This is a genomic window from Shewanella spartinae, from assembly GCF_019457555.1.
GTDB lineage: Bacteria > Pseudomonadota > Gammaproteobacteria > Enterobacterales > Shewanellaceae > Shewanella > Shewanella loihica.
Window position 1 is genome coordinate 1,750,159 of sequence record NZ_CP080418.1, and the last position, 23,764, is coordinate 1,773,922.

19 protein-coding genes and 7 tRNA genes are annotated in these 23,764 nt (G+C 52.3%); 20 read left to right on the forward strand and 6 right to left on the reverse strand.

From position 1 onward, the window contains the following. Positions 1 to 72: 72 nt before the first annotated feature. Complete coding sequence (gene cyaB, locus K0I31_RS07850) at positions 73 to 639, reverse strand: class IV adenylate cyclase (RefSeq protein ID WP_258406603.1); 567 nt, start codon at positions 637 to 639, stop codon at positions 73 to 75. Positions 640 to 935: 296 nt separating this feature from the next. Between cyaB and K0I31_RS07855 the strand changes: the two genes are divergently transcribed. Beyond that, on the forward strand, positions 936 to 1,682 hold the full coding sequence (locus K0I31_RS07855; protein ID WP_220080454.1) for a substrate-binding periplasmic protein: 747 nt from the start codon (positions 936 to 938) through the stop codon (positions 1,680 to 1,682). Positions 1,683 to 1,833: 151 nt separating this feature from the next. After that, a complete protein-coding gene (locus K0I31_RS07860; RefSeq protein ID WP_220080455.1) occupies positions 1,834 to 2,850 on the forward strand; it encodes a DUF3137 domain-containing protein in 1,017 nt (338 codons plus the stop codon). Between the two features lie 100 nt (positions 2,851 to 2,950). On the opposite strand, the gene rnt is transcribed toward K0I31_RS07860, so the two are convergent. After that, entirely contained in the window at positions 2,951 to 3,664 is a 714-nt protein-coding gene (rnt, locus tag K0I31_RS07865; protein WP_220080456.1) for a ribonuclease T, read from the reverse strand. A gap of 168 nt (positions 3,665 to 3,832) precedes the next feature. Here rnt and K0I31_RS07870 point away from each other — a divergent pair, with 168 nt between their 5' ends. From K0I31_RS07870 to K0I31_RS07945, 16 genes are all read left to right on the forward strand, one after another. Further along, the gene (locus K0I31_RS07870) at positions 3,833 to 4,693 is read left to right on the forward strand and encodes a flagellar protein MotY (protein WP_258406604.1); all 861 of its coding nucleotides are present in this window, start codon (positions 3,833 to 3,835) and stop codon (positions 4,691 to 4,693) included. A 609-nt stretch (positions 4,694 to 5,302) separates the two neighbouring features. Beyond that, positions 5,303 to 7,456: a prolyl oligopeptidase family serine peptidase gene (locus tag K0I31_RS07875; protein WP_220080458.1), complete on the forward strand. Its 2,154-nt coding sequence runs from the start codon at positions 5,303 to 5,305 to the stop codon at positions 7,454 to 7,456. A gap of 158 nt (positions 7,457 to 7,614) precedes the next feature. Next, positions 7,615 to 8,013, forward strand: a complete 399-nt coding sequence (gene ybgC, locus K0I31_RS07880) for a tol-pal system-associated acyl-CoA thioesterase (protein ID WP_011865322.1) — start codon at positions 7,615 to 7,617, stop codon at positions 8,011 to 8,013. Next, the gene (tolQ, locus tag K0I31_RS07885; RefSeq protein ID WP_220080459.1) at positions 8,003 to 8,692 is read left to right on the forward strand and encodes a protein TolQ; all 690 of its coding nucleotides are present in this window, start codon (positions 8,003 to 8,005) and stop codon (positions 8,690 to 8,692) included. Before ybgC ends, tolQ begins: the two co-directional genes overlap by 11 nt. Further along, positions 8,692 to 9,126 (forward strand): protein TolR, encoded by a 435-nt coding sequence (gene tolR / locus K0I31_RS07890; RefSeq protein WP_220080460.1) that lies wholly within the window; start codon positions 8,692 to 8,694, stop codon positions 9,124 to 9,126. Before tolQ ends, tolR begins: the two co-directional genes overlap by 1 nt. 3 nt (positions 9,127 to 9,129) lie before the next feature. After that, positions 9,130 to 10,065 carry a cell envelope integrity protein TolA gene (tolA, locus tag K0I31_RS07895; protein ID WP_220080461.1) on the forward strand — a complete coding sequence of 312 codons (936 nt, stop codon included), beginning with the start codon at positions 9,130 to 9,132 and terminating at the stop codon, positions 10,063 to 10,065. Positions 10,066 to 10,074: 9 nt separating this feature from the next. Next, a complete protein-coding gene (gene tolB / locus K0I31_RS07900) occupies positions 10,075 to 11,400 on the forward strand; it encodes a Tol-Pal system beta propeller repeat protein TolB (protein WP_220080462.1) in 1,326 nt (441 codons plus the stop codon). A gap of 34 nt (positions 11,401 to 11,434) precedes the next feature. Continuing rightward, complete coding sequence (gene pal, locus K0I31_RS07905) at positions 11,435 to 11,977, forward strand: peptidoglycan-associated lipoprotein Pal (protein ID WP_011865327.1); 543 nt, start codon at positions 11,435 to 11,437, stop codon at positions 11,975 to 11,977. A 19-nt stretch (positions 11,978 to 11,996) separates the two neighbouring features. Next, on the forward strand, positions 11,997 to 12,719 hold the full coding sequence (gene ybgF / locus K0I31_RS07910; RefSeq protein WP_220080463.1) for a tol-pal system protein YbgF: 723 nt from the start codon (positions 11,997 to 11,999) through the stop codon (positions 12,717 to 12,719). 159 nt (positions 12,720 to 12,878) lie between these two features. Then, a tRNA-Lys gene (locus K0I31_RS07915) sits at positions 12,879 to 12,954 on the forward strand. Between the two features lie 38 nt (positions 12,955 to 12,992). Next, positions 12,993 to 13,068, forward strand: a tRNA-Lys gene (locus K0I31_RS07920). A gap of 38 nt (positions 13,069 to 13,106) precedes the next feature. Beyond that, a tRNA-Lys gene (locus K0I31_RS07925) sits at positions 13,107 to 13,182 on the forward strand. A gap of 38 nt (positions 13,183 to 13,220) precedes the next feature. Further along, positions 13,221 to 13,296 (forward strand) — tRNA-Lys (locus K0I31_RS07930). A gap of 38 nt (positions 13,297 to 13,334) precedes the next feature. Next, positions 13,335 to 13,410 (forward strand) — tRNA-Lys (locus K0I31_RS07935). A 38-nt stretch (positions 13,411 to 13,448) separates the two neighbouring features. Further along, positions 13,449 to 13,524: transfer RNA gene (locus K0I31_RS07940), tRNA-Lys, on the forward strand. A 39-nt stretch (positions 13,525 to 13,563) separates the two neighbouring features. Continuing rightward, positions 13,564 to 13,639: transfer RNA gene (locus tag K0I31_RS07945), tRNA-Lys, on the forward strand. Between the two features lie 183 nt (positions 13,640 to 13,822). On the opposite strand, the gene K0I31_RS20120 is transcribed toward K0I31_RS07945, so the two are convergent. After that, on the reverse strand, positions 13,823 to 13,951 hold the full coding sequence (locus K0I31_RS20120; protein WP_258406605.1) for a hypothetical protein: 129 nt from the start codon (positions 13,949 to 13,951) through the stop codon (positions 13,823 to 13,825). A gap of 869 nt (positions 13,952 to 14,820) precedes the next feature. Here K0I31_RS20120 and K0I31_RS07950 point away from each other — a divergent pair. Then, the gene (locus K0I31_RS07950) at positions 14,821 to 15,963 is read left to right on the forward strand and encodes a DcaP family trimeric outer membrane transporter (RefSeq protein WP_220080464.1); all 1,143 of its coding nucleotides are present in this window, start codon (positions 14,821 to 14,823) and stop codon (positions 15,961 to 15,963) included. 53 nt (positions 15,964 to 16,016) lie between these two features. Here K0I31_RS07950 and K0I31_RS07955 read toward each other — a convergent pair whose 3' ends face one another. The 3 genes from K0I31_RS07955 to acs all read right to left on the reverse strand — a co-directional run bounded on the left by K0I31_RS07955 (position 16,017) and on the right by acs (position 20,155). Continuing rightward, complete coding sequence (locus K0I31_RS07955) at positions 16,017 to 16,274, reverse strand: GrxA family glutaredoxin (protein WP_011865330.1); 258 nt, start codon at positions 16,272 to 16,274, stop codon at positions 16,017 to 16,019. 65 nt (positions 16,275 to 16,339) lie between these two features. Beyond that, the gene (gene radD, locus K0I31_RS07960; protein WP_491573763.1) at positions 16,340 to 18,085 is read right to left on the reverse strand and encodes a DNA repair helicase RadD; all 1,746 of its coding nucleotides are present in this window, start codon (positions 18,083 to 18,085) and stop codon (positions 16,340 to 16,342) included. A 117-nt stretch (positions 18,086 to 18,202) separates the two neighbouring features. Further along, the gene (gene acs / locus K0I31_RS07965; RefSeq protein ID WP_220080466.1) at positions 18,203 to 20,155 is read right to left on the reverse strand and encodes an acetate--CoA ligase; all 1,953 of its coding nucleotides are present in this window, start codon (positions 20,153 to 20,155) and stop codon (positions 18,203 to 18,205) included. 178 nt (positions 20,156 to 20,333) lie between these two features. Here acs and K0I31_RS07970 point away from each other — a divergent pair, with 178 nt between their 5' ends. Further along, positions 20,334 to 23,756: a hybrid sensor histidine kinase/response regulator gene (locus K0I31_RS07970; RefSeq protein WP_220080467.1), complete on the forward strand. Its 3,423-nt coding sequence runs from the start codon at positions 20,334 to 20,336 to the stop codon at positions 23,754 to 23,756. Positions 23,757 to 23,764 lie beyond the last annotated feature (8 nt).

Sequence of the window (23,764 nt, forward strand, 5' to 3'; positions counted from 1 at the left end):
CTTTTTTTATTGCTGAATTTCATGAGCCTCATGTCGTGAGGGCTCATTTACCGTCTTCCTTGCCGTCTTCCTCTAAGCGGGCGAGGGCACAGTTTGGAGTGTCTGCATCAGCTCGCGATAGGAGCGGGTTTCCCTGTCATCCTGGGTAAGACCAAGCTGCTGGGCAAGCTTGAGCAGGCCTTGTTCGTGATATTCCAGCTGGGTCTCATCGTCTGTCATGATCGCCAACTCGGCAAAATCCCCCAGGCCTTCGAGATTGTCGACCGTCACATGGTACTGGTCGATAAAATAGATGCTGCGAGTCTTGGTAAGCTGCAGCACTACCTTATAACCTAAGGTTTGTAGCATATCGGCGGCGCTGTCGATATTGTCGATGCGAGTCGCCTGACACTGCTTGTCACCAGGGCCTTTAACTATCCACAGCTTGATGTTTGATGGGTGCATCTGCCTGATACACAGATGCTTGCTCTGCTGAGCCAACTGCCCCGAAGGGGTGTCGTAGTAGCGATCAAACTCGACATTGTCTTTTAGCATAGTCTCGTGGGGGAGACTCTCTAGCCTGCTTAAGAAGGCGTCTCTATCTTGGAGCCTGTATTTATGCTCGACTTCATACTTGCCGTCAAAATGGGATTGGCTCATGGGGGATTCGCTCATGGAAATTGTTGTAACCTAGGTTAAAAAGCTGGGCCGACTATATCATCTTTCCTTCTCATCGGGGTGAGGCGAGCGGCGGGTTTTGGCACTTTTACTCTTGGCTATTTGATCTAGGCCATTTAATCCGGATAGTTTCAAAGGAAGAATGTTAATGAATTGATCATTTTGTTTACCACTGATATACCTAGAGCAACTCCCTGTGAATTATCGCCCAAGTGGCTTATCCAAGGAGCAAGAAGTCAGCTACCAAACATAGGGTATTAGACGTGCGGTATAACTCGATGCGAATCTCTCTAGCCTTTATCTCTTGCCTGATGTTAGCGGCGCCGCTTCGCGCCGAGACTGTGCTCTCCTATGACGTCAACGGCTCTAGCAGTTGGTATCCTTACTTTATTCCCGAGACCACCAAAGACCCAGGGATCCTGGCCGAGTTGGTGCCGCAGATCTTCGCCTTAACCCCAGTGAGGTTAGATGCAAAACATTATCCCCCTAAGCGGACCAATCAGGCATTGGCAACCGGCGGGCTGGATTTCGATGTGGTTAGCCCCAGCTGGTTCGAGGGAGGGGAGCTTGGCGATGCCTTCGTGCAGTCGCAACCGATTTTTGCCATAAAGGAGCATGTGGTAGTTCTGGCCGGGAACCAGGAGCAGTGGATGGATATCAACACGATCCGCGGCCAGGAGATAGGCACGGTGCGTGGCTACCTCTACCATGATGACAGTGAATATACGCGTATCGATTTCAAGTCTGAACGTGAGCTGATCATCGCCTTGCAGAAGGGGCGAATTCAGGCGGCCATCGCAGGCGATCTTACCGCGCTATATTGGGCCAAGGAGCTGGAGGTGCCCATCGCCCTGGCGGCCGTGCATTCCGATGGCGTGTTGGTGATCCGCCTGCGCAAGGAGCATCAGGCCTTACTTGGACAGATTAACGATGCGATCAGCCAGCTAAGATCCCAGGGCGTCATAGATGCGCTTCTGGCTAAATATACCTCGGGGCAGTCTGTGGCCAGCCGGTTGAGTAAATAATCTTTCGCCGAAATCAAGATTTTCTATCTCGATGCAAATCAAACCGAGTAAGCTAAACGATTGTTTTTCAATCGATCGAATCATCATCTCTTGACGTGCGCCACAAGATATCCGCTAATTGTCGCTCAAGGACATTAGCAAGGATAGATGTATGAATCCAATGGAGTTTGCGATTCCGGCCGAGGACAAGCAGGCCTTTAGTCAATATTACGCGAAACAGATAGCCCCTAGGTGTCGGCGTTATGAGTCGGCTCGTCAGGCGGCGGCCGCTAAGTATCTGGCCCGCAGAAAAATAAGCGCTCCCGTCACCCTGATAGGATTACCTGTCTTTTTGGCATTTTTTGCCCTGAGTTTTTATGGCGCAATAGTGCTCGATTTTGAAGATGGCGTATTTTATATCGGCTTTGCCGGCGCCTTTTTATCTATCGTCGCGGTGGCAAGCGTTATCATCTGGGCGAGTAGCGAGATAAATCAATTGCGCACTAAGATAGTCGATGAGATCTATCCACTGCTGCTCGGCTATTTTGGCAAGAGCTTTGAGTTGAATCCGTCGAACTTACCCGAACTGGATACTTATAAGGACTATGGTCTCTTTCCAAAATATGACAAGGGCTACTTTGACGATTCGGTTAAGGGCAAATACCACAATGTGCCTTTCTTGATGAGAGAGCTGACGCTACTCGAGTATAAAGGGACTAAGGACAATAAACCCCAATACAAGACTTTGTTCGAAGGGCTTTTGATTGAGTTTACGCTATTAAAGAAATTCTCTGGTAATACCCTGGTGCGTCAGGATAAAGGAGTTATTGGCAACAGCTTAGTGCAGTTTAAACAGAAGCTGACACGGGTAAAGCTGGAAGACCCAACCTTTGAGCGAGAGTTTCAGGTGTATAGCGACGATCAAGTCGAGGCGAGATATTTGCTAAATACGGCGACCATGGAGCGTATGCTCTCACTGTCTCGTTTCTACCGTGGCGAACTAGAGGCGAGTTTTAAAGATGGACGACTGCTGATTAAGATCGCCTGCAAGCATAACTATTTTGAACCTAAACTGGATCTGTTAAAGCCACTGGATTTTGTCGATGACATAGAGCAGGTGTTTAAGGAGATCTATGAGGTGTTTGACTTAATTAAAGCCCTGAATCTGGACAGTCGTACAGGGCTGTAAATATCGGTTTAATTATTGATAGCTCGCCGCATCCGCTACGAGCTATCAAGCTCTCACTATCAAGCTCTTAATAAGAGTTACGATTGATACTCACTATTTGTTAGCCGTTAGCACTCGTATCTGTGTCTTGCCCGCTAGCCGACTCGCTGGCTGCTTCATCGCTACCTGTTTCTTCGCTAGGCGTGGCCACCGGCCAGCCGCCTAAGGCCTTCCACTTGTTGACGATATGACAAAACAGCTCGGCGGTGCGCTCGGTATCATACAGGGCGGAGTGAGCCTCTTTGTTGTCGAAGGGGATACCGGCAATCTCACAGGCCTTGGCCAAAACCGTATGACCCAGCGCCAGCCCAGAGAGGGCGGCGGTGTCGAAAGTGGCAAAGGGATGAAATGGCGTGCGCTTGAGGGCGTTGCGCTCAATCGCCTGGGTGACGAAGCCGTGGTCGAAGGCGGCGTTGTGGGCCACTATGATGCTGCGGTGACAATTTGATGCCTTCTGGTGCTTCTTGACCTCTTTAAAGATCTCTAAGAAGGCTTCCTTCTCGCTGACGGCGCCGCGCAGCGGATTGCTTGGGTCTATGCCATTAAACGCCAAGGCTTCTGGCTCTAGGTTGGCGCCCTCGAAGGGTTCGATATGGTAATGCAGCGTCTTATCCAGCACCAAGTCGCCATTATCATCCATCTTCAGCAGGGTGACGGCGATCTCCAGCAACGCATCGGTTTGAGCATTAAAACCCGCGGTTTCAACATCTATGACGACGGGAAAGTAGCCACGAAATCTATGCTTAAGTTTGTGTGCGTCGCAAATATCGCTCATTAAAATATCCAAAGTGAAGAGTGGGGGGCTATTATGAAGTATCCGATGGGAGCTTGTCATGTTTGATTGGTCAATATATGGGCTAAAGGAATGCTAAATTAGGCCGATAGGGATAAGTAACGTAATTAACAAGAGTGACTGTCTATGTGGGTTAGGGTGCTATGTGCGATGACATTCGGGATTGGCTTGACTCTGGCGACGACGGCGCAGGCCGAGTTGCGTCACTATGTTGCCTCCTTGGAACAGTCCTCCTGGCGTCTGAGTGACAATACCCCCATTGTTTGTCGCCTGGAGCATGAGATCCCATCTTATGGCAAGGCGGTGTTTACCAGCCGCGCCGGTAAAGATCATGATTTGAACTTTAGCCTGGATATGTGGGTCAAGCCTGACGAGGTGACCAGCGCCAAGTTGATGAGCATGGCGCCCGCCTGGCGACCTGGTGTGGTATCCCGTCCCATAACCGATCTCACCTATCAGAAATATTTCAGTGGCGAGGTGCCTAAGAAGGCGGCCTGGTCCATGCTCAATGAGCTAGAGCGCGGCATGCAGCCGACCTTCTATTATGCCGACTGGTATAACCGTTCCAGCAAGGTAGCCGTGGGGCTGTCGGCGGCGAACTTCGGTCGTCGCTACGCCGAGTTTAAATCCTGTCTGGCTAATCTATTGCCCTATAGTTTCGATGATATCGCCTTTACTGTGCTGACCTATGAGTTTGGTGGTTCAGAGCTGACCCGTTACTCCAAGGCGCAGATCGCTAAGGTGCAGGAGTATCTCTCTTATGATCCTGAGGTCGAGTTGGTGTTGATCGATGCCTATACCGACAGCTTCGGTGGCCGCTCGGTGAACAAGAAGGTATCGGAGAAGCGCGCCAATTCGGTCAAACAGCTCTTCCTGTCGGCGGGTATCCCCAATGAGCGTATCCATACCTATGGTCACGGCGAGCGTCGCCACGTGGCATCCAATGACACCATAGACGAGCGGGCGCGTAACAGACGCGTGGTTATTCGCCTTAGCAAGCCGCTGGATTAGAGTAGCTTTAGTGAATTAATAATATTTATGGAAACCGGCCAACAAGGCCGGTTTTTTGTTATCGGCCCGGGATAGAAAGCGAGCGGTGGCAAAAGCCTGGTAAAAAACAGGCAAAAAAAAGCCCACTTAATCTTAAGTGGGCCGCAAATAAATCATTGCAATCAACAAATTGAAGGAAGGAAGTCAAGCATAAGAACCAGGGATGAATTCACGTGACTGGCACGGGAACTCGGAGTTCTTGTTTCCCATCTACCAGCGGGGTAGACACTTCCGGAAAACGAGGTGAATTATAGGGTCAGACCATTTGTCCTACAAACTAGAAAAATTCCCACCTTAGATTAGTATTTCTAATATCTAAAGAGGGTGTTTAAAGGGCCGAATTCACACATTTGGGGTATTTGCGCTTGATTACGCAAAATTGCTGCATAATTTCACGATTTATATAATTCATCCATGTTGTTTTTTTATTAACAAGTCAATTTCGCAAATGCCGGATTCGTTTATTTGTAGCCATTGCACGGTTTTTTTTTACTTGTATAGTACGAGGTTATTGGGCGCTAGCTCACAGGTTTACCATTAATAATAACGAGATATCCAGGACGGCTACAGATGGCTCTTAAGACGATTTTATCCAAGCAAACCCTTTTGCTTGCCGGATTAGGTTTAACACTCATGGGTTGCCAGTACCATGCCAATGAAACGGCAGCGGCGCAGGCAGCGGTTCAGCCCCAGGGCGTGGTCGAAACAATTCACGGCGTACAGGTTGCCGACCCTTACCGTTATCTAGAGGAAGAGAGTGACGCGACCCATGCTTGGGTGAAGCAGCAGCAAGAGGCTGGCCATGATTTTCTGGCGCAGCTGGAAAACAAGCAGGCGATCGTCGATCGCATCACCGAGCTGTGGAACTTCGAGAAGGTCACAGCCCCTAACGAGCGTGGTGACAACACCTTCTATTACCGCAACGATGGTCTGCAGGCACAATCTGTCCTCTATGTGAAGAACAAGGCCGGTGAAGAGAAGGTCGCCCTTGACCCAAACAGCTTCTCGACCGACGGCACCGTTGCCCTGAGCGGCGTCTCTGTCAGCGGCGACGGTAAGATCATCGCCTATGGCGTCTCTAAGTCGGGCTCAGACTGGCAGCAGTGGCAGTTTGTCGATGTGGCGACCGGGGCCAAGCTAGGCGACGAGCTCAACTGGATTAAGTTCTCCAGCGCCGAGTGGAGCAAAGACAACAAAGGTGTCTACTATTCTCGTTATGATGCGCCCGAAGGCGGTAACCTGCTGGCCGACGTTAACTTTAACCAGAAGGTTTACTATCACCAGCTGGGCACAGATCAGTCTCAAGACAAGCTGATTTACGAGCGTCCACAGAATAAAGATTGGGGCTTCGGCGCCGAGGTGTCGGAAGCTGGGGATTATCTGTTGATCTCCATCTCTCAGGGCACAGATAGCCGTAACCGTTTCTTCTACAAGTCACTGACCGATGCCAACGCACCTGTGGTCGAGCTAATCAGCGAGCTTGAGGCCGAGTACAGCTTCCTGGGTAACGACAAATCTGTCTTCTACTTCAAGACAGATCTCGATGCGCCAAATGGCAAGATAGTGGCGGTGGATGTGAACCGTCCAGCCAAGGCAAACTGGAAGACGGTTGTCCCTGAGTCGAGCGATCCTATCGCCAGCGTAGCCATCATCAACGATCACCTGGTGGTCAGCTACCTGCACGACGTGCTCGGTAAGCTCACTATCTTCAGCATGAACGGCGTGAAGCGTCAGGATGTCGAGCTACCGGGTAAGGGCAAGATTGCCGGACCATATGGTAAGCGCAGCAAGGATTACTTCTACTACACCTTCAACAGCTACGTGCAGCCACAGACTACCTATAAGTTTGATTTTAAGACGGGTGAGTCTAGCCTGTACGCTAAGCCTAAGGTTGCCTTTAACTCGGACAACTATGTCTCTGAGCAGGTGTTCTACACCAGCAAGGATGGCACGCGCGTACCTATGATGATCTCCTACAAGAAGGGATTGACCCTTAACGGTGAAAACCCAACCCTCTTGTATGCCTACGGTGGATTCTCTATCTCGTTAACGCCAAGATTCAGCCCGGCTAACATCGCCTGGATGGATATGGGCGGCGTATACGCAGTGCCAAACCTGCGCGGCGGTGCAGAATATGGTGAGAGCTGGCACCAGGCAGGCATGTTCGATAAGAAGCAGAATGTGTTCGATGACTATTTTGCCGCGGCCGAGTATTTGATTGATAACAAGTACACTAATCAGAGCAAGCTCGGTGCCTATGGCCGCAGTAACGGTGGTCTGCTGATGGGTGCGGCCGTGACTCAGCGTCCAGACCTGTTCGCCGCCATTCTGCCTGCGGTAGGCGTGCTGGATATGCTGCGTTTCCATAAGTTCACCATCGGCTGGGCCTGGACCAGCGAATATGGCAGCGCCGACAATGCCGAGCAGTTCCCTGCGCTATTGGCCTACTCGCCGTATCACAACATTAGTGAGCGTGACTACCCGGCGACCATGGTGATGACGGCGGATCACGACGATCGCGTAGTGCCGCTTCACAGCTTCAAGTTTGGCGCCCTGCTGCAGGACAGACAGACGGGAGATGCACCTATCATCATGCGAATCGAGTCAAAGGCTGGTCATGGTGCCGGTAAGCCGACGGCGATGAAGATTGATGAATTTGCCGACATTTACAGTTTCTTAATGCATAGCTTCGGCCTTGCGGTGCCGAGCAAGATAGGCGGTTAAGTAAACCAACCTAAAAAGGGAAGTGAATAACTTCCCTTTTTTATTAACAAAATTTTATGCACTTAGTCCCGGCAACAGGGGCGTCAAGCATTCACAATTGCCTGGGCACTCGGTATAGTAGGCCTCTATTTAATCTGAATGTTGAGCCGTTTCTAGCTATGTTTCGTTGGCCTATATCCGTTTACTACGAAGATACCGATGCCGGTGGAGTGGTGTATCACTCTAACTACCTCAATTTCTTCGAGCGTGCCCGCACCGAGTGGTTAAAACAGATAGGGGTAAAACAGACGCAGCTGTTGGCCGACGATATCGCTTTCGTGGTCAAACACGCCGATATCGATTTTAAGGTGGCCGCGCGTTTCGAGCAGGACCTTTTAGTCGAGTCTGAGGTCATAGAGATGAAGAAGGCCTCTATGGTGTTCCGTCAGCGTCTATTGGATCAAGACGGAACCCTCTATTGTGAAGCGCACATTCAGGTGGCCTGTGTGGCATTATCGCGCATGCGGCCAAAAGCCATTCCCCATCATATTGTTCAGGAGTTAAAGGGTGGAAGCTGATATCTCTTTTATCGGGCTGTTTTTACAGGCCAGTCTATTAGTTAAATTCGTCATGTTGACGCTGCTGGCATTGTCCGTGGTGTCCTGGGCGGTGATTATTCAACGTAGACGCCTGCTGACCTCGGCTCGTCAGCGTTCGCTCAAGTTCGAAGACAAGTTTTGGTCCGGTGTCGATCTCAATAAACTCTATAAGGAACTCTCTGCCAGACAGGAGAGCAATACCGGTTTAGAGGCGATGTTTTACGCCGGCTTTAAAGAGTATGCCCGCCTGAGTAACCTTAACGGCAAGGTGCCTGCTGCCGTGATGGACGGCTGTTATCGCGCCATGCGCGTCTCGCTCTCCCGTGAGCTTGATAAGCTGGAAACCCATCTGCCATTGCTGGCGACTATCGGTTCGACCAGTCCCTATATCGGCCTGTTTGGTACCGTGTGGGGGATCATGAACTCCTTTATCGCCTTGGGCGCCGTTGAAAACGCGACACTTGCCATGGTGGCCCCGGGTATCGCCGAGGCACTTATCGCTACGGCCATGGGCCTGTTTGCGGCGATCCCTGCGGTTATTGCCTACAACCGTTTCTCGACTCAGGTGGAGAAGATAGAGATGTCATACGCCAACTTCATGGAAGAGTTCTCTAGCATCCTGCATCGTCAGGCCTATAGTGAGAAGGAAGTCGGCTAATGCAGCAGGGTTATCAACGCAAGAGGCGTCGTCCGGTTGCCGAGATCAACGTTGTCCCTTATATCGACGTGATGTTGGTACTGCTCATCATCTTCATGGTGACCGCGCCGATCGTTACCCAAGGGGTGAAGGTGGATCTGCCCCAAGGGGAGGCCGAAAGCCTGCCCGCCGACAGTAAGCCGCCCGTGGTGGCCTCTATCGATGCCGACGGCGATTATTACCTGGATATTAGCAGCGCCAGCAGCAAAGAGGTGCTGGATCTCGAAGAGATCGCCGTCAGAGTCAGTGCCATAGTGCAGCTGGAGCCTGAGCGCCCAGTGGTGGTCAAGGCCGACAGAAGCATTCCCTATGAGCGGGTGATCCAGTTGATGGTGACGTTACAAAAAGCAGGCGTACCTTCGGTAGGCCTGATGACAGATTCGCCTGAGGAGTAGCAGGTGGCAGGGAAATCAGAATTTACCGTTCCACTCATTATTTCAGCCAGCATTCATGTTGGCGTGATAGTTGTTTTGGCCATGGGCGTCGATTTTAGTGAGAAGCCCAAGGTGGTGCCTCAGGCCAGTGCGCCAGCGGTGCAGGCAGTGGTGGTGGATCAGAAGCGGGTCAATGAACAGGTCGAGAAGCTAAAAGCCGAGAAGCTGGCCGCCGAGCGCAAGGAGAAGGCGCGTCAGGAGGAGCTGGACCGTAAGGCCAAAGAGGCTCGCCAGGCCCGCGAGCGTGAGCAGGAGCGTATCAAGAAGCTTGAGCAGGAGCGCAAGCAGAAAGAGCTAGAGACGCAAAATGCGGCCAAGGCTGCAAAGGCTGCCAAGCTCAAAGAGCAGCAGGAGAAGGAGAAGGCCGCGAAGGCCGAGGCCCAGCGTAAACAGAAAGAAGCCGAGCGCAAGGCAGCCGAAGAGGCCGCAGCCAAAGCCGAAGCCAAGCGTAAGGCGGAAGAGGCGGCTGCCAAGAAGGCCGCGGAAGAGCGCAAGCGCAAGGCAGAAGCCGAGGAGAAACGTAAGGCCGAAGAGGCCGCGCGCCGCGAGCAGGAACGTATGATGCAAGAGGCCTTAGCCGCCGAGCAGGCCGCGCTGTCGCAGACTCGCAACAAGCAGGTGATGAGTGAGGTGCAGCGTTATACCTCGATGATCCGCGCCACGATTCAGCGCCATCTGGTGGTGGATGAGTCGATGCGAGGCAAGAGCTGCCGCGTGTTTATTCGTCTGGCCAAAGATGGCTTTGTGACCGGCAACGAGATAGTGTCTGGTGATCCCGTGGTGTGCCGCGCGACTAAGGCGGCGATCAACAAGGCTGGGCGTTTGCCTGTTTCGCCTGAGGCCGATGTTTATAACAAGCTAAAAGAGATTAATCTCACCGTACAACCGGAGTTTAATTAAAGGAGTTCCATGAAAAACTTGGGAAGATGGCTCATCTTGGGGCTGGCATTTTTAACCATTCCGGCCAAGGCGGCATTGGATATAGTGATCACCGAAGGGGTCGATGCGGCGCGTCCTATCGCCGTGGTGCCTTTTGTGTGGCAGGGTAGCACGCCTATGCCGCAACAGATCTCTGATGTGGTGATGTCGGATCTGACCCGCAGCGGCACCTTTAAGCCGATGGACGAGTTGGGTCTGCCGCAGCGCAATTTAGGCTCGCTGGCGCAGATGGATTTGAAGGCTTGGTCGAATGTGGCCGCCGAAGCTGTGGTCATGGGCACGGTTAAGCCCTATGGCCCAGACCAGTACCTGGTTAATTTCGAGCTTATCGATCTGGTTAAGGCGCAGATGCAGTCTGGCGGCCCTCAATCGGCCAGTGAATACCTGCTCGATAGTCGCGAGACAGTGATCAGCAGCGCCCAGTTCAGGCAGTATGGCCACAGAATCAGCGACATCGTCTATGAGAAGCTTACCGGTATTCGCGGTGCCTTCTTAACACGCATCGCCTACGTGGTAGTGGATCACAAGGCGAAATCACCCTACAAGTTGATGATTGCCGATTATGATGGCTATAACGAGCAGATGCTGCTGCGCTCACCCGAGCCGCTGATGTCGCCAGCCTGGTCGCCGGATGGTCGCCGCTTGGCCTATGTGAGTTTTGAGAACAAACAGGCCGAGGTTTTTGTTCAGGATATCTATACTCAGCAAAGAACCAAGGTGACCAGCTTTCCTGGGATCAATGGTGCGCCTTCTTTCTCGCCCGATGGCAAGAAGTTAGCGCTAACCCTGTCGAAAGATGGTCAGCCTGAAATCTATGTGGTGGATATTGCCACCAAGGCGATAAAACGTATCACCAACCATTATGCCATCGACACCGAGGCCTCATGGACACCCGACGGTAAGTCGCTGATTTTCACCTCAGAGCGTGGTGGTCGTCCGCAGATTTATCAGGTGGCATTGGCATCGGGTAAGGTCACGCGCTTGACCTTTGAGGGGGAATGGAACCTGGGCGGCTCTATCTCGCCTGATGGTCGCAGCATGGTGTTTGTGAATCGCACCAATGGCAAGTTCAATATTGCCCGCATGGATCTTGAGACGCGTTTTATGCAGGTGCTGACCACCACACGTTTGGATGAGTCGCCAAGCATAGCGCCTAACGGTACTATGGTTATCTATGGCACCACCTATCAGGGCCAACAGGTGTTGGCGGCTGTCTCTATGGATGGACGATTTAAGGCAAGATTGCCAGTGGGTCAAGGGGAGGTGAAGTCTCCTGCTTGGTCACCTTTCTTATAAATTTACTACTGAGAACAAGATTAAGGATTACAAAATGGATCTGAATAAGCTGTTTAAAGCTATGGTTGTTGCCCTGCCGATTATGGCGATCAGTGCGTGTAGCTCAACCTCTGAGTCACAAACCGATGCGACTAGCTCTATGAGCGGCAGCGAAAGCAGCGAAATGAATGCCGGTGGTGGCGTTGAGACGGGTGGTGTAGCTCCTATCCTGACACCAGAAGAGCAGCAACGCATTAAGTACCAGGAACTGCGTAAAGAACATATCATCTATTTCGATTTCGACCGCAGCTCGGTATCGTCTGATTTCTCAGAAGTGCTTAATGCCCACGGTGAATATCTGCTCGAGCATCCAAATGTTCGTGTGATGATCGAAGGCCATGCCGATGAGCGTGGTACGCCAGAGTACAACATCGCGCTGGGTGAGCGCCGTGCCAAGGCCGTTGCCAAGTACCTGCAAAGCATGGGCGTGCTACCGAGCCAGATGAGCATAGTGAGCTATGGTGAAGAGAAGCCACAAGATTTCTCTCGCACCGATGATGGCTTTGCTAAGAACCGTCGTGCGGTATTGGTTTACTAAGCGTTAGATAGGGTTAACTATGAAGACTGCCGTTGTTACCGCGGCAATTCTGATGAGTGTTGGCGTCGCAGTAGCGGCGCCTGCGCCCGTTGAGGATGTTGCCGGTGGTTCCTCCGAAGATAGAGTTGCGCGCCTTGAGCGTATCATAAAGGCCAAACAAGCGGCCGAGTTTGAGATGCAGCAGCGCCTAGACACCCTCCAACAGGAGGTACTTGACCTGCGCGGCCTGACTGAGCAGCAAAGCTATCAGATCAATCAGATGCTGCAGCGTCAGCGTCAGCTCTATGACGATATCGCTAACCTGAGTAAGGCTAAGTCGACACCTGTGGCCGCAAACCCTGCGGCGACCAGTTCAGAGACCTCCTCTCTGGGAGAAACCGCCAGCTATGAGCGCGCGGTTAATCTGGTGCTGAAAGAGCGTCAGTACGACGAGGCGATCCCGGCGTTTCGTGAGTTTATCGCGCAATACCCCAACTCGACCTATGCGGCGAATGCTAACTATTGGCTAGGTCAGCTACTCTATAACAAGGGTGAGCTTGCTGAGGCGGGCAAGGCTTTTAATACTGTAGTGAACCAGTTTAAAGAGTCGAATAAGCGTGGTGATAGTTTGGTTAAACTTGGCATGATCGCCCAGAAGCGTAACGATAACGCCGCTGCGAAACGTTACTATCAGCAAGTCGTTAGCGAATATGCCAATAGCGCTGCGGCGCGTATCGCCAAACAGCAGATGGTGGGGCTTTAATCTCTATTTAACCAAAAAACATACTCTTAGTCTGTTTTTCATGCAAACAAAAAAAAATGGGGAATTTGCACTTGCATGAGAAGATGAAAAAGGTATTATAGGCGCCCTCGAAGCGACGTAGTCGTTTGGGCGCTAAATCAAAGAGATTTAGTTGGAAATGGGTCGTTAGCTCAGTCGGTAGAGCAGTTGGCTTTTAACCAATTGGTCGAAGGTTCGAATCCTTCACGACCCACCACTTTTCTGACAGTGGTTAAACAGTTAGGCATCTAAGATGGGTCGTTAGCTCAGTCGGTAGAGCAGTTGGCTTTTAACCAATTGGTCGAAGGTTCGAATCCTTCACGACCCACCACTTTTCTGGCAGTGGTTAAACAGTTAGGCACCTAAGATGGGTCGTTAGCTCAGTCGGTAGAGCAGTTGGCTTTTAACCAATTGGTCGAAGGTTCGAATCCTTCACGACCCACCACTTTTCTAGCAGTGGTTAAACAGTTAGGCATCTAAGATGGGTCGTTAGCTCAGTCGGTAGAGCAGTTGGCTTTTAACCAATTGGTCGAAGGTTCGAATCCTTCACGACCCACCACTTTTCTGACAGTGGTTAAACAGTTAGGCATCCAAGATGGGTCGTTAGCTCAGTCGGTAGAGCAGTTGGCTTTTAACCAATTGGTCGAAGGTTCGAATCCTTCACGACCCACCACTTCTCTAGCAGTGGTTAAACAGTTAGGCATCCAAGATGGGTCGTTAGCTCAGTCGGTAGAGCAGTTGGCTTTTAACCAATTGGTCGAAGGTTCGAATCCTTCACGACCCACCACTTTTCTGACAGTGGTTAAACAGTTAGGCATCCTAAGATGGGTCGTTAGCTCAGTCGGTAGAGCAGTTGGCTTTTAACCAATTGGTCGAAGGTTCGAATCCTTCACGACCCACCACTCTCTTGCCATTTAATTCCTTCACTTCATTTTCCTATTTGATATAGTTGTAACTGAGTAGATTTTAGTTCTTCGAGATTAGAATTCAGTCAATTGACTTTACTTTTTACCTCTATGTTGATTTAAGACTTGAATCCTTAGCGATCCACCACTTTTTCTGGGTGGTTAAATCATGATAGGGATTTAGAAAGTTGTTAGCTCAGTCGATGCTTTTAAAGCGAAGAGGCAGTTGGCTTTACTTTTTAACTCCACATTGGTCGAAGGTTCGAATCCTTCACGACCCACCACTTTCTTGCCATTTAATTCCTTCACTGCATTTTCCTATTTGATATAGTTTTAACTGAGCAGAATCTAGTTCTTCGAGATTAGAATTCAGCCAGCTGACTTTATTTTTTACCTCTATTTGGGGTTAAGGCTTGAATCCTTAGCGATCCATCACTTTTTCTGGGTGGTTAAATCATGATAGGGATTTAGAAAGTTGTTAGGTCAGTCGATGCTTGTAAAGCAGAGAGGCAGTTGGCTTTACTTTTTAACTCCACATTGGTCGAAGGTTCGAATCCTTCACGACCCACCACTCTCTTGCCATTTAATTCCTTCACTGCATTTTCCTATTTGATATAGTTTTAACTGAGTAGATTTTAGTTCTTCGAGATTAGAATTCAGCCAGCTGACTTTATTTTTTACCTCTATTTGGGTTTAAGGCTTGAATCCTTAGCCATCCACCACTTTATCTAGGTGGTTAAATCAAGAGAAGGACTTGGAAAGTTGTTAGCTCAGTCGATGCTTTTTAAGCAGAGAGGCAGTTGGCTTTACTTTTTAACTCCACATTGGTCGAAGGTTCGAATCCTTCACGACCCACCACTCCCCTTGATATTTAATTCCTTCACTACCTAGTATTCCTCTTGCTATTCAATTCCTAAGCTATTTAAATATTGATCTATTCTCTCTCATTTCTGATTTAGTGCTAAGTCCCTATGCATTAACCGCCTGATTTTTCCTCGTAACTTTGAGTTGAGTTTGCTGTTCAGATTGCATTTGCCCAACCTAGACTAATTCACTAGCTATTTCTCAAATATTAGGCATGGCTTTTAGACCTTGGTCTTATAGACGTTTTGCTAATGTTACTTGTTTGTTAACTCCGTCATATTCGTTGCGATAATAATGAAAAAGGGAGAGGACAGATGAAAAACGCAAAAGTGTCTTTGCTGGCTGCGGCGACCTTACTGGTGCTAGGTTCCAGTGCCGCTATGGCCGAGACAGAGTTCAAGTTTGGTGGCTATGTAAAGGCCGATGTCATGTTCAGTGACTACAGCAATGGTGCACCGGACTCAGGCAATCTTTCTCGCCAGTTTTATGTTCCAGGTACCATTTATGGTACGCCGGGCAATGGCAAACAAGTCGTAGATTTCCAAGCGAGAGAGTCTCGCTTTAATTTTAAGACGACGACAGATCTCGATGGTCACAAGCTGACTGGCTTCATCGAGCTGGACTTCATGACTCATACAGACGGCAACGAGAGGGTATCGAACAGCTACTCTCCTCGTATTCGTCATGCATTCGTGAGTTACGATAACTGGACCGTGGGTCAGACCTGGAGTACCTTCATGAATCCAGGCTCTTTGCCTGAGAACCTCGATTTTGTGGGGGCGGCCGACGGTACGCCTTTCGTGCGCCAAACGCAGGTCAGATACACCAATGGCGGCTTCCAGTTTGCCTTGGAAAATCCAGAAACTACGGTAACTCCTAATGGCGGTGGTTCACGTATCACCAGCGGTAGCGGCATAGTGCCAGATTTCGTGGCGCGTTATAACTTCAAGACCCAAGGCGGTGCAAAGTTCACGCTGGCAGGTATTGCGCGTCAACTTAACCTTGAGAAGAACGGTATAGATTCTCAGACCATGGGCTATGGCGTGAACTTTACCGGGGTGATTCCGGTTGGTGATGATGATCTTAAACTATCGGCGACTGCCGGTGATGGTTTAGGTCGTTACATGGCGCTTAACTATGCCAATGCCGGTGTGTTAGACGCCGACGGCGACATCAAGAGCATCAGTTCTTACGGCGGCTTTGCCTCTTATCGCCATTGGTGGAACGATAAATGGCGTTCAAGTTTTACCCTGTCAGGTTTTAAGGCGGATAACGATGTGGCCTTGACCGGTGGCGCGGTGAACGAGGAGTCTTACTCTGGCTACATTAACCTGCTCTATTCGCCAGTCAAGCCTATGACGGTTGGGGTGGAATATATGTATGCTGAGAACACCAAACAAAATGGGGACAAGGGCGAGTTGAATCGCGTGATGTTCTCGGTGAAATATGTGCTCTAGGGCGTGAACTGAACATAAAAAAGGAGGCTTAGCCTCCTTTTTCTTTGCCTCAATTACAGCAAATTGTTGTCGCGAACATATTGTTCAAATTCGGTGCAGCCACCGATATGCTCTTGATCGATGAAGATCTGTGGCACGGTTTCAACTGGCTTGCCTACCGTCTTTTCCAGATCGGCCTTAGTGATACCCTCTGCATGAATATCGACATACTTGAATTTGAAATCATCACGAGATTCAACCAGTTGCTCTGACAGTTGAACGGCTCTAACGCAGTATGGGCAGCCTGGACGGCCGAAAATTACAACAAACATATTCGCTCCAGAAGTAAATGTTGGTGACTTTATACCATAGGCCGGCTGGGTTTGCATATGACAGATCATACAAACTTATGCTGGCTATCGAATCGGCCCCGATAGTCGAAGAAACGCTCGACAAGTTCCCAGCCGCGTTTGCCCTTCTTGAGGAGCAGCAGATCCGGCATACGAAAATGGTCCCGCGCGGCGATCACCTGGTCGACCTTGCTAAAGGTGGGTTGTTTCTGGCCTGGTGTGCGTGTGTGTTGATGCACAAAGACGCCATAGAAGGCGCGGATCTGCGCCTTGGTGGCAAAATTGAAGTAACAGCAGAAATCGTTGCCCTCGATATCCAGGTAACGCACCCTGAGCCTGTCGTTGTCGGCCTCAAACAGCATCTCCTGGCAACGGAACAGGTGATGATGTTTCTGTTGTAGCACCTCTTTAAGACGCTTGTCGGGATCGATTAGCGTTGACTGACAATGTTGGCACACCTTGGCGGCAATATCGTTCTCTTCACCGCAATTTGGGCAGGCCTTGGAGCGAAATCGAAAGTCGCATTGGTGCTTGCTATCGCCGTCATCGACCACGGCCTGACAGCGTCGTCCGAAGTGCTCGATAATATCGCCATCACCGTCTACCAGCCCCCAGAAAATGTTGGCAAAGCCACATTCGGGGCAGGGGACTTGCACCGGCACGCTCTTGCTGTCGGGTTTGGGACGGCCAACTTCGGGAAAGAAGAGGTCGAAGCCGTTGGCGGCGTAGTCGATCACTAAGCAATCCCGCTTGCCTTCGCAGATCCTCAAGCCCCGGCCGACCATCTGCTGGAACAGGCTCACCGATGCCGTGGGCCGCAAGATGGCGATAAGATCCACATGGGGGGCGTCGAAGCCCGTGGTGAGTACCGCAACATTGACCAGGTAGCTGAGCTCGCGGCGTTTGAAGGCATCGATAATGGCATCGCGCTCCTGGCTTGGTGTATCTGCGGTGATTAGCCCCGCCTCGGGGCTGTCCAGTAGGGTCATGATCTCTTTGGCATGACGCACGGTCGCCGCGAAGATGATAGTGCCGGCGCGGGTGTTGGTGAGCTGTTTTATCTGCTCCACAATCGCCTTGGTGGCGCGGCCCGCGTGATCCAGCAGAGAGTCGACTTCGGCCTCATTGTATTCACCGTTGGCATTGGGTGAGAGCTCGCTGAAATCATACTGGGCCGACAGGCCATCAAGTACCTTGGGCGGTGTCAGAAAGCCCTGTTTAATGAGCGGGCGCATCGGCAACTCGAAGATACAGTGCTCGAACACCGGCTGCTCGGTATTGCCAATCTTGCCATGGTAGTGATAGCGATAGATCCAACCGCTGCCCAGGCGATAGGGGGTTGCCGTCAGGCCCAGCAGCCTGAGTTTCGGATTCTGCGTCCTTAGATGACTAAGCAGCTGCTGATACTGGCTCTCTTTCTCATTGGAGACCCGGTGACACTCATCGATGATCACCAGCGAATAGGGCTCATCAAACTGCTTGGGGTTACGCACCGCCGATTGAATGCTGGCCACCACCGTCTTGTTGCGGGTCGATTTTTGTTTCAGCCCCGCGGAAAAGATACTGGCCTCATCGGTCAGTAATCCAACTTTCTCGGCGTTTTGCGCCACCAGCTCCTTGACGTGGGTGAGCACCAAAGTGCGCCCCTTGGCGATGCGGGCAAGCTCTGCGATGACGATACTCTTGCCAGCCCCTGTCGGGAGCACGAGCAGGGCGGAGTCATCACTGTGCTTAAAGTGGTTGATGGCCGCATCCACGGCTTGGCGTTGGTAATCTCTGAGTTGCAAGGCAATTGATGGTCTGTGATTGGGGCAGTCAGGATAGCAGCGCAGCTTGGTAGCGGCTAGGGGAGATATAAAAAAAGCCCCTCGAAGAGGGGCTAGAAGAGAGAATCTAATTCAGCAAAAAGGTTATTCGCTGCGGTTGAGACGCGTCTCAATCAGGGTGTCGATCACCGCTGGATCGGCGAGGGTCGACGCATCACCTAAGTTAGTCACCTCGTTGGCGGCGATCTTACGCAGGAAGCGGCGCATGATCTTGCCCGAGCGTGTCTTAGGCAGACCGCCGGCCCACTGGATCAGATCCGGCGTCGCCAGGGCGCCAATCTCTTTTCTGACCCATTGACGCAGCTCCTGACGCAGCTCTTCGCTTTCCTGAGTGCCCTTGGTCAAGGTGACATAGGCATAGATGCCTTGGCCCTTGATGTCGTGAGGGTAGCCCACCACGGCGGCCTCGGCGACATGCTCGTGAGCCACCAGGGCGCTCTCGACCTCGGCGGTACCCAGGCGGTGGCCCGATACGTTGATCACGTCATCGACACGGCCTGTGATCCAGTAGTAGCCATCTTCATCGCGGCGCGCACCGTCACCGGTGAAATACATGCCACGGAAGGTCTTGAAGTAGGTCAGCGCAAATCTGTCATGGTCGCCATATACGGTGCGCATCTGTCCAGGCCAGGAGTCGAGGATCACCAGGTTACCCTCGGCTGCGCCATCTATGATGTTACCCATGTTGTCCACCAGTGCCGGCTGTACGCCGAAGAAGGGGCGAGTGGCCGAGCCTGGCTTAGTATCTGTGGCGCCCGGCAGTGGCGAGATCAAGATGCCACCGGTTTCGGTTTGCCACCAGGTATCGACGATAGGGCAGTTCTCATGGCCGATCACCTCGTGATACCAGCGCCAGGCCTCTGGATTAATAGGTTCACCCACAGAGCCCATGATGCGCAGCGAGCTGCCATCGAAGCCATCGAACTGCTCCTTGCCTTCTGCCATCAGGGCACGGATCAGCGTCGGCGCCGTGTAGAGGATGTTGACCTTATGACGGTCGATCATCTCACCTAGACGGGCTGGGCTTGGGTAGTTAGGGATACCTTCGTGGATCAATATGGTCGCGCCGTTAGCCAGCGGGCCATAGACCATGTAGGAGTGACCGGTGATCCAACCCACATCGGCGGTACACCAGTAGATCTCACCCTCTTTATAATCAAACACATATTCGTGAGTCATCGAGGCATAGACCAGGTAGCCACCCGTGGTGTGCAGCACGCCCTTAGGGTTACCGGTAGAGCCAGAGGTATAGAGCAGGAAGAGGGGATCTTCGGCGCCCATCTCTTCGGCCACGCAGTGCTCTGAGGCGGTTTCCATTAGCGACGCCCACTTGATGTCGCGTCCCTCAACCCAATTGACTGGGTTGCCGGTACGCTCGAGCACGACCACCTTCTCGACACAGGTCACGTCTGGGTGAGACAGGGCCTCATCTATATTGGCTTTCAGCGGGATGGTACGGCCACCGCGCACGCCTTCGTCGGCGGTGATCACAACTTTTGACTTGCCGTCGATCACTCGTGAGGCGATAGAGTCAGGCGAGAAGCCACCGAACACCACAGAGTGGATGGCGCCGATGCGGGCACAGGCCAGCATGACTACGGCGGCCTCGGGCACCATTGGCATGTATACGGTGACCACGTCACCACGACGCACGCCTTGGCTGCGTAGGGCATTGGCAAACTTACACACCTCTGTATGGAGCTCGCCATAGGTGAGGGTGCGTTGATCGGCCGCGTCATCACCTTCCCAGATGATGGCCAGCTTATCGGCGTTGTCGGCCAGGTGCCTGTCGAGACAGTTGACCGAGGCGTTTAGGGTGCCGTCATAGAACCAGTTGATCGACAGGTTGTGATCGTCGAAGGAGGTTTTCTTGACCTTAGTAAAAGGCTTCATCCAATCGATGCGCTGGCCATGGTCTCTCCAGAAACCTTCGGGGTTAACCACAGATTCCTGATACATCTTCTTATATTTCTCGTCATTAATATGGGCATTCGCCGCGATTTCGCTTGGAACTTTGTAGAGAGACTGGGTGCTCATCTGACTTCCTTTTATTTCTAATTGTGCGTAGATAAAGTATGGAATGCTTAGGCTATTTACCTCTATTAGACCTTGGTCTAGTAAAAAAATATCCTTTATTTTTAGTCTGTTGTGATTATATTTGCACGAGATTTAAGCTAGTATTTAGCGCAGAATAATTAAAAGAATTGGAATTGCTATGAATCTGACTCTGGTTGTCGGCGTGATCGCCCTGTTATACGTGTCGCTTCTCTTCCTGTTGGCTTGGGGAGCGGAGCGCTGGTTTGGGCGGATCACCAAGAAGATACAGACATGGATTTATGGTTTAAGTTTAGCGGTTTACTGCTCCTCCTGGAGCTTTCTCGGCACCGTCGGTCAGTCGGCGCAAGATCTCTGGTCCTTCCTGCCTATCTTCGTCGGTCCCATACTCATCTTTACCTTCGGCTTCGGTCTGTTGCGCAAGATGGTGATCGTCTCCAAGGCGCAAAACATCACCTCTGTGGCCGACTTTATCGCCGCCCGTTACGGCAAGTCACAGACCATCGCCGCCATCGTTACCCTGATCGCCCTGTTTGGCATCATGCCCTATATCGCCTTGCAGCTTAAGGCCATGGTGTTTAGCCTCAACCTGTTTCAGCCCGAAGACGCCCAATACGATGGCGCCTGGGTCTCCCTGATAGTCACCGGTATCCTGGCGATGTTTGCCATCCTGTTTGGTACCCGTAAGTTGGATGCGACCGAGCACAACCCAGGTATGATGCTGGCGATCGCCTTTGAGTCTCTGGTCAAGCTGGCGGCCTTCCTCTTGGTGGGGGGCGTGATCAGCTTTGGTTTCTTCGATGGCTTCGGTGATATCTGGGCCCAGGCCACCGAGCGTCAGCTGATCAATAATCCCGAGCTGCGGCTGGAAAATCTGATGCCCCAGTTGTTGGTGGGCATGGCGGCGTTTCTCTGCATGCCGCGCCAGTTCCACGTGATGATGGTGGAGTGCAAGGATGAGCGAACTTTAGTTAAGGCCAAGTACCTGTTTCCCCTCTATCTGATCCTGTTTGGCATGTTTGTGGCGCCGCTAGCCCTGGCGGGTAAGCTGATGCTAGGGGATAGCGTATCGGCCGATACCTATGTGATTAACCTGCCTTTGGCGCTGGATCAGCCCATGTTGGCGGTGATTGCCCTGCTTGGGACGCTGTCGGCGGCCACCGGCATGGTGATCGTTGCCGTGGTGACCATCAGCGTCATGGTGAGCAACGAGTGGCTGGTGCCTCTGATGTTGCACTCGGGCAAGATCCGTCAGAAGAACTTCAGCCAGTTTTCGCAGTTCCTGCTCAATGCCCGTCGCATCGCCATAGTCCTTATCTTGGGGTTGGGGTATTTCAGTTACCTCTCCTTCATGAACAGCGATTCGCTCTCGGCGCTGGGCATGCTCTCCTTCGGCGCATTTGCCCAGCTGGCGCCCGCGCTGATTGGTGGCATGTACTGGAAGCACGGCAATCGCGGCGGGGTGTATTTGGGGCTCATCGTCGGCTTTGGTCTCTGGTGTTACATACTAGTGCAGGGGATGAGCGACAGTCAGGGGGTGTTTGGCGGCGAGCTGGCGCTGCTCGACAGTATCAACCCCAACATTCGTGACATTCTCACCGCGCTGCTGGCAAACCTCGCCTGTTATGTGCTTGGCTCTATCTGGTTTCGCGCCGGGGTGGCCGAGCGCATCCAGGCCAGCGCCTTCGTGACGCCGGGCGAGCTGAAAAACACCAGTAACCGCAAGGCATCGCCCATCTCCCAGCAGGATCTCTTGATTCTCGCCAGCCGCTTCGTCAGCCCCACCCGGGCCTATGAGAGTTTCTCCCGCTTCTCCGATGAGGCGGTGCGCAGCGACAGCTGGCACAAGGTGGCCTCGCCGGAACTAATCGCTCACACCGAACATATGTTGGCTGGCGTCCTGGGGGGCTCCAGTGCCTCCTTGGTAATGGACTCAGTGCTGCAGGGGCGAGATCTGGCTTTGGATGAGGTGTTTAGCCTGGTGGATGAGGCCTCATCAAAGATCATCCTTAGCCAGGACATGCTCAGGGGCGCCATAGAGCACGCCTATGAAGGGATGAGTGTGGTGGACAAGGAGCTGAATCTGGTGGCCTGGAACTACAAGTATGTGGAGCTCTACGACTATCCCGAAGATTTTCTGCAGGCCGGCATGCCTATCGCCGATGTGGTACGTTTCAACGCCGAGCGTGGCTACTGCGGCCCCGGGGATGTGGAGGAGCAGGTGGCCAAGCGGGTGCAGCATATGCGTAACGGCACCCCACATGTATCCGAGCGTGAGCGTCAGGATGGCAAGGTGATCAAGATCCAGGGCAATCCTATGCCCAGCGGCGGTTTCGTGATGACCTTTACCGACATTACCCAGTACCGCGAGCAGGCCAGAGCGCTGCAGGAGGTTAATGAAACCCTTGAGGCCAGGGTGAAGGAGCGTACCTATGAGCTGGCGCTGCTCAACAGCCAGCTACTTGAGGCCAAGGCCCAGGAGGAGATAGCCAACGCCTCCAAGAGTCGTTTCCTGGCCGCCGTCGGCCACGACCTGATGCAGCCACTTAATGCCGCCCGTCTGTTTACGGCGTCTCTGGCACAATATCCGAATCTGGATCAGGAGGGGCGCACTACGCTTTCCCACGTCAATAGCTCACTCAAAATCGCCGGCGAGCTGCTAACGGATCTACTGGATATCTCTAAGCTAGATTCCGGCATGGTGGAAGTAAACCGCCGCGACTTCTCGGTGGCCGAGTTGCTGGAAGGCTTAGCGGTGGAGTTCGATGCCATGGCCAAGGATTACGGCATCAAGTTTTCCATGGTGGCCAGCTCCAGCATCATCAGCTCAGATCTCAGCCTGCTCAGGCGGGTGCTGCAGAACTTTCTCACCAACGCCTATCGGTATGCCAAGGGCAACCGGGTACTGCTGGGCTGCCGTCACCGCGCCGGGGCGCTGGAGATCCAGGTGATCGACACCGGCTGCGGCATCGACGAGCAGGAACTGGGAGAGATCTTTAAGGAGTTCAAGCGTCTGGACAACCCCGAGAGTAAGAGCGTCAGCGGTTTAGGTTTAGGGCTAGCCATCGCCGATCGCATCGCCCGTGTGCTGGGCCATGACATTAAGGTGGTCTCCAAGCTGGGGCTGGGCTCCATGTTTTCCATCACAGTGCCGCTTGGCGAGAAGGCCAAGGTGGCCCTGCCTAAGAAGGCCAATCCCGTTATGCAACCACTGGCCGGGGTAAAGGTACTCTGTATCGATAACGAAGAGGCGATCCTAGCAGGACTCGAGAGCCTGCTCAGCCGCTGGCAGTGCGAGGTGATCTGCGCCAGCGATCTGGCCGATGCCCGCATCAAGCTGGGGCTCAAGGGGGTGGCACCCGATATCGTGCTGGCGGACTACCATCTGGATCATGGCCAAAATGGCGTCGATGCCATGGACGGGATCCGTGCCCTCTATGGCGCTCATCTGCCGGGGATCTTGATCACCGCCAATACCCGTAAAGACTTGGTGGAAGATGTGCAGCAGCGTGGCTATCACTACATGGCCAAAATGGTTAAACCCGCGGCGCTGCGCGCGCTGATATCCAGTTTAGTAAAGTAAGAATACAT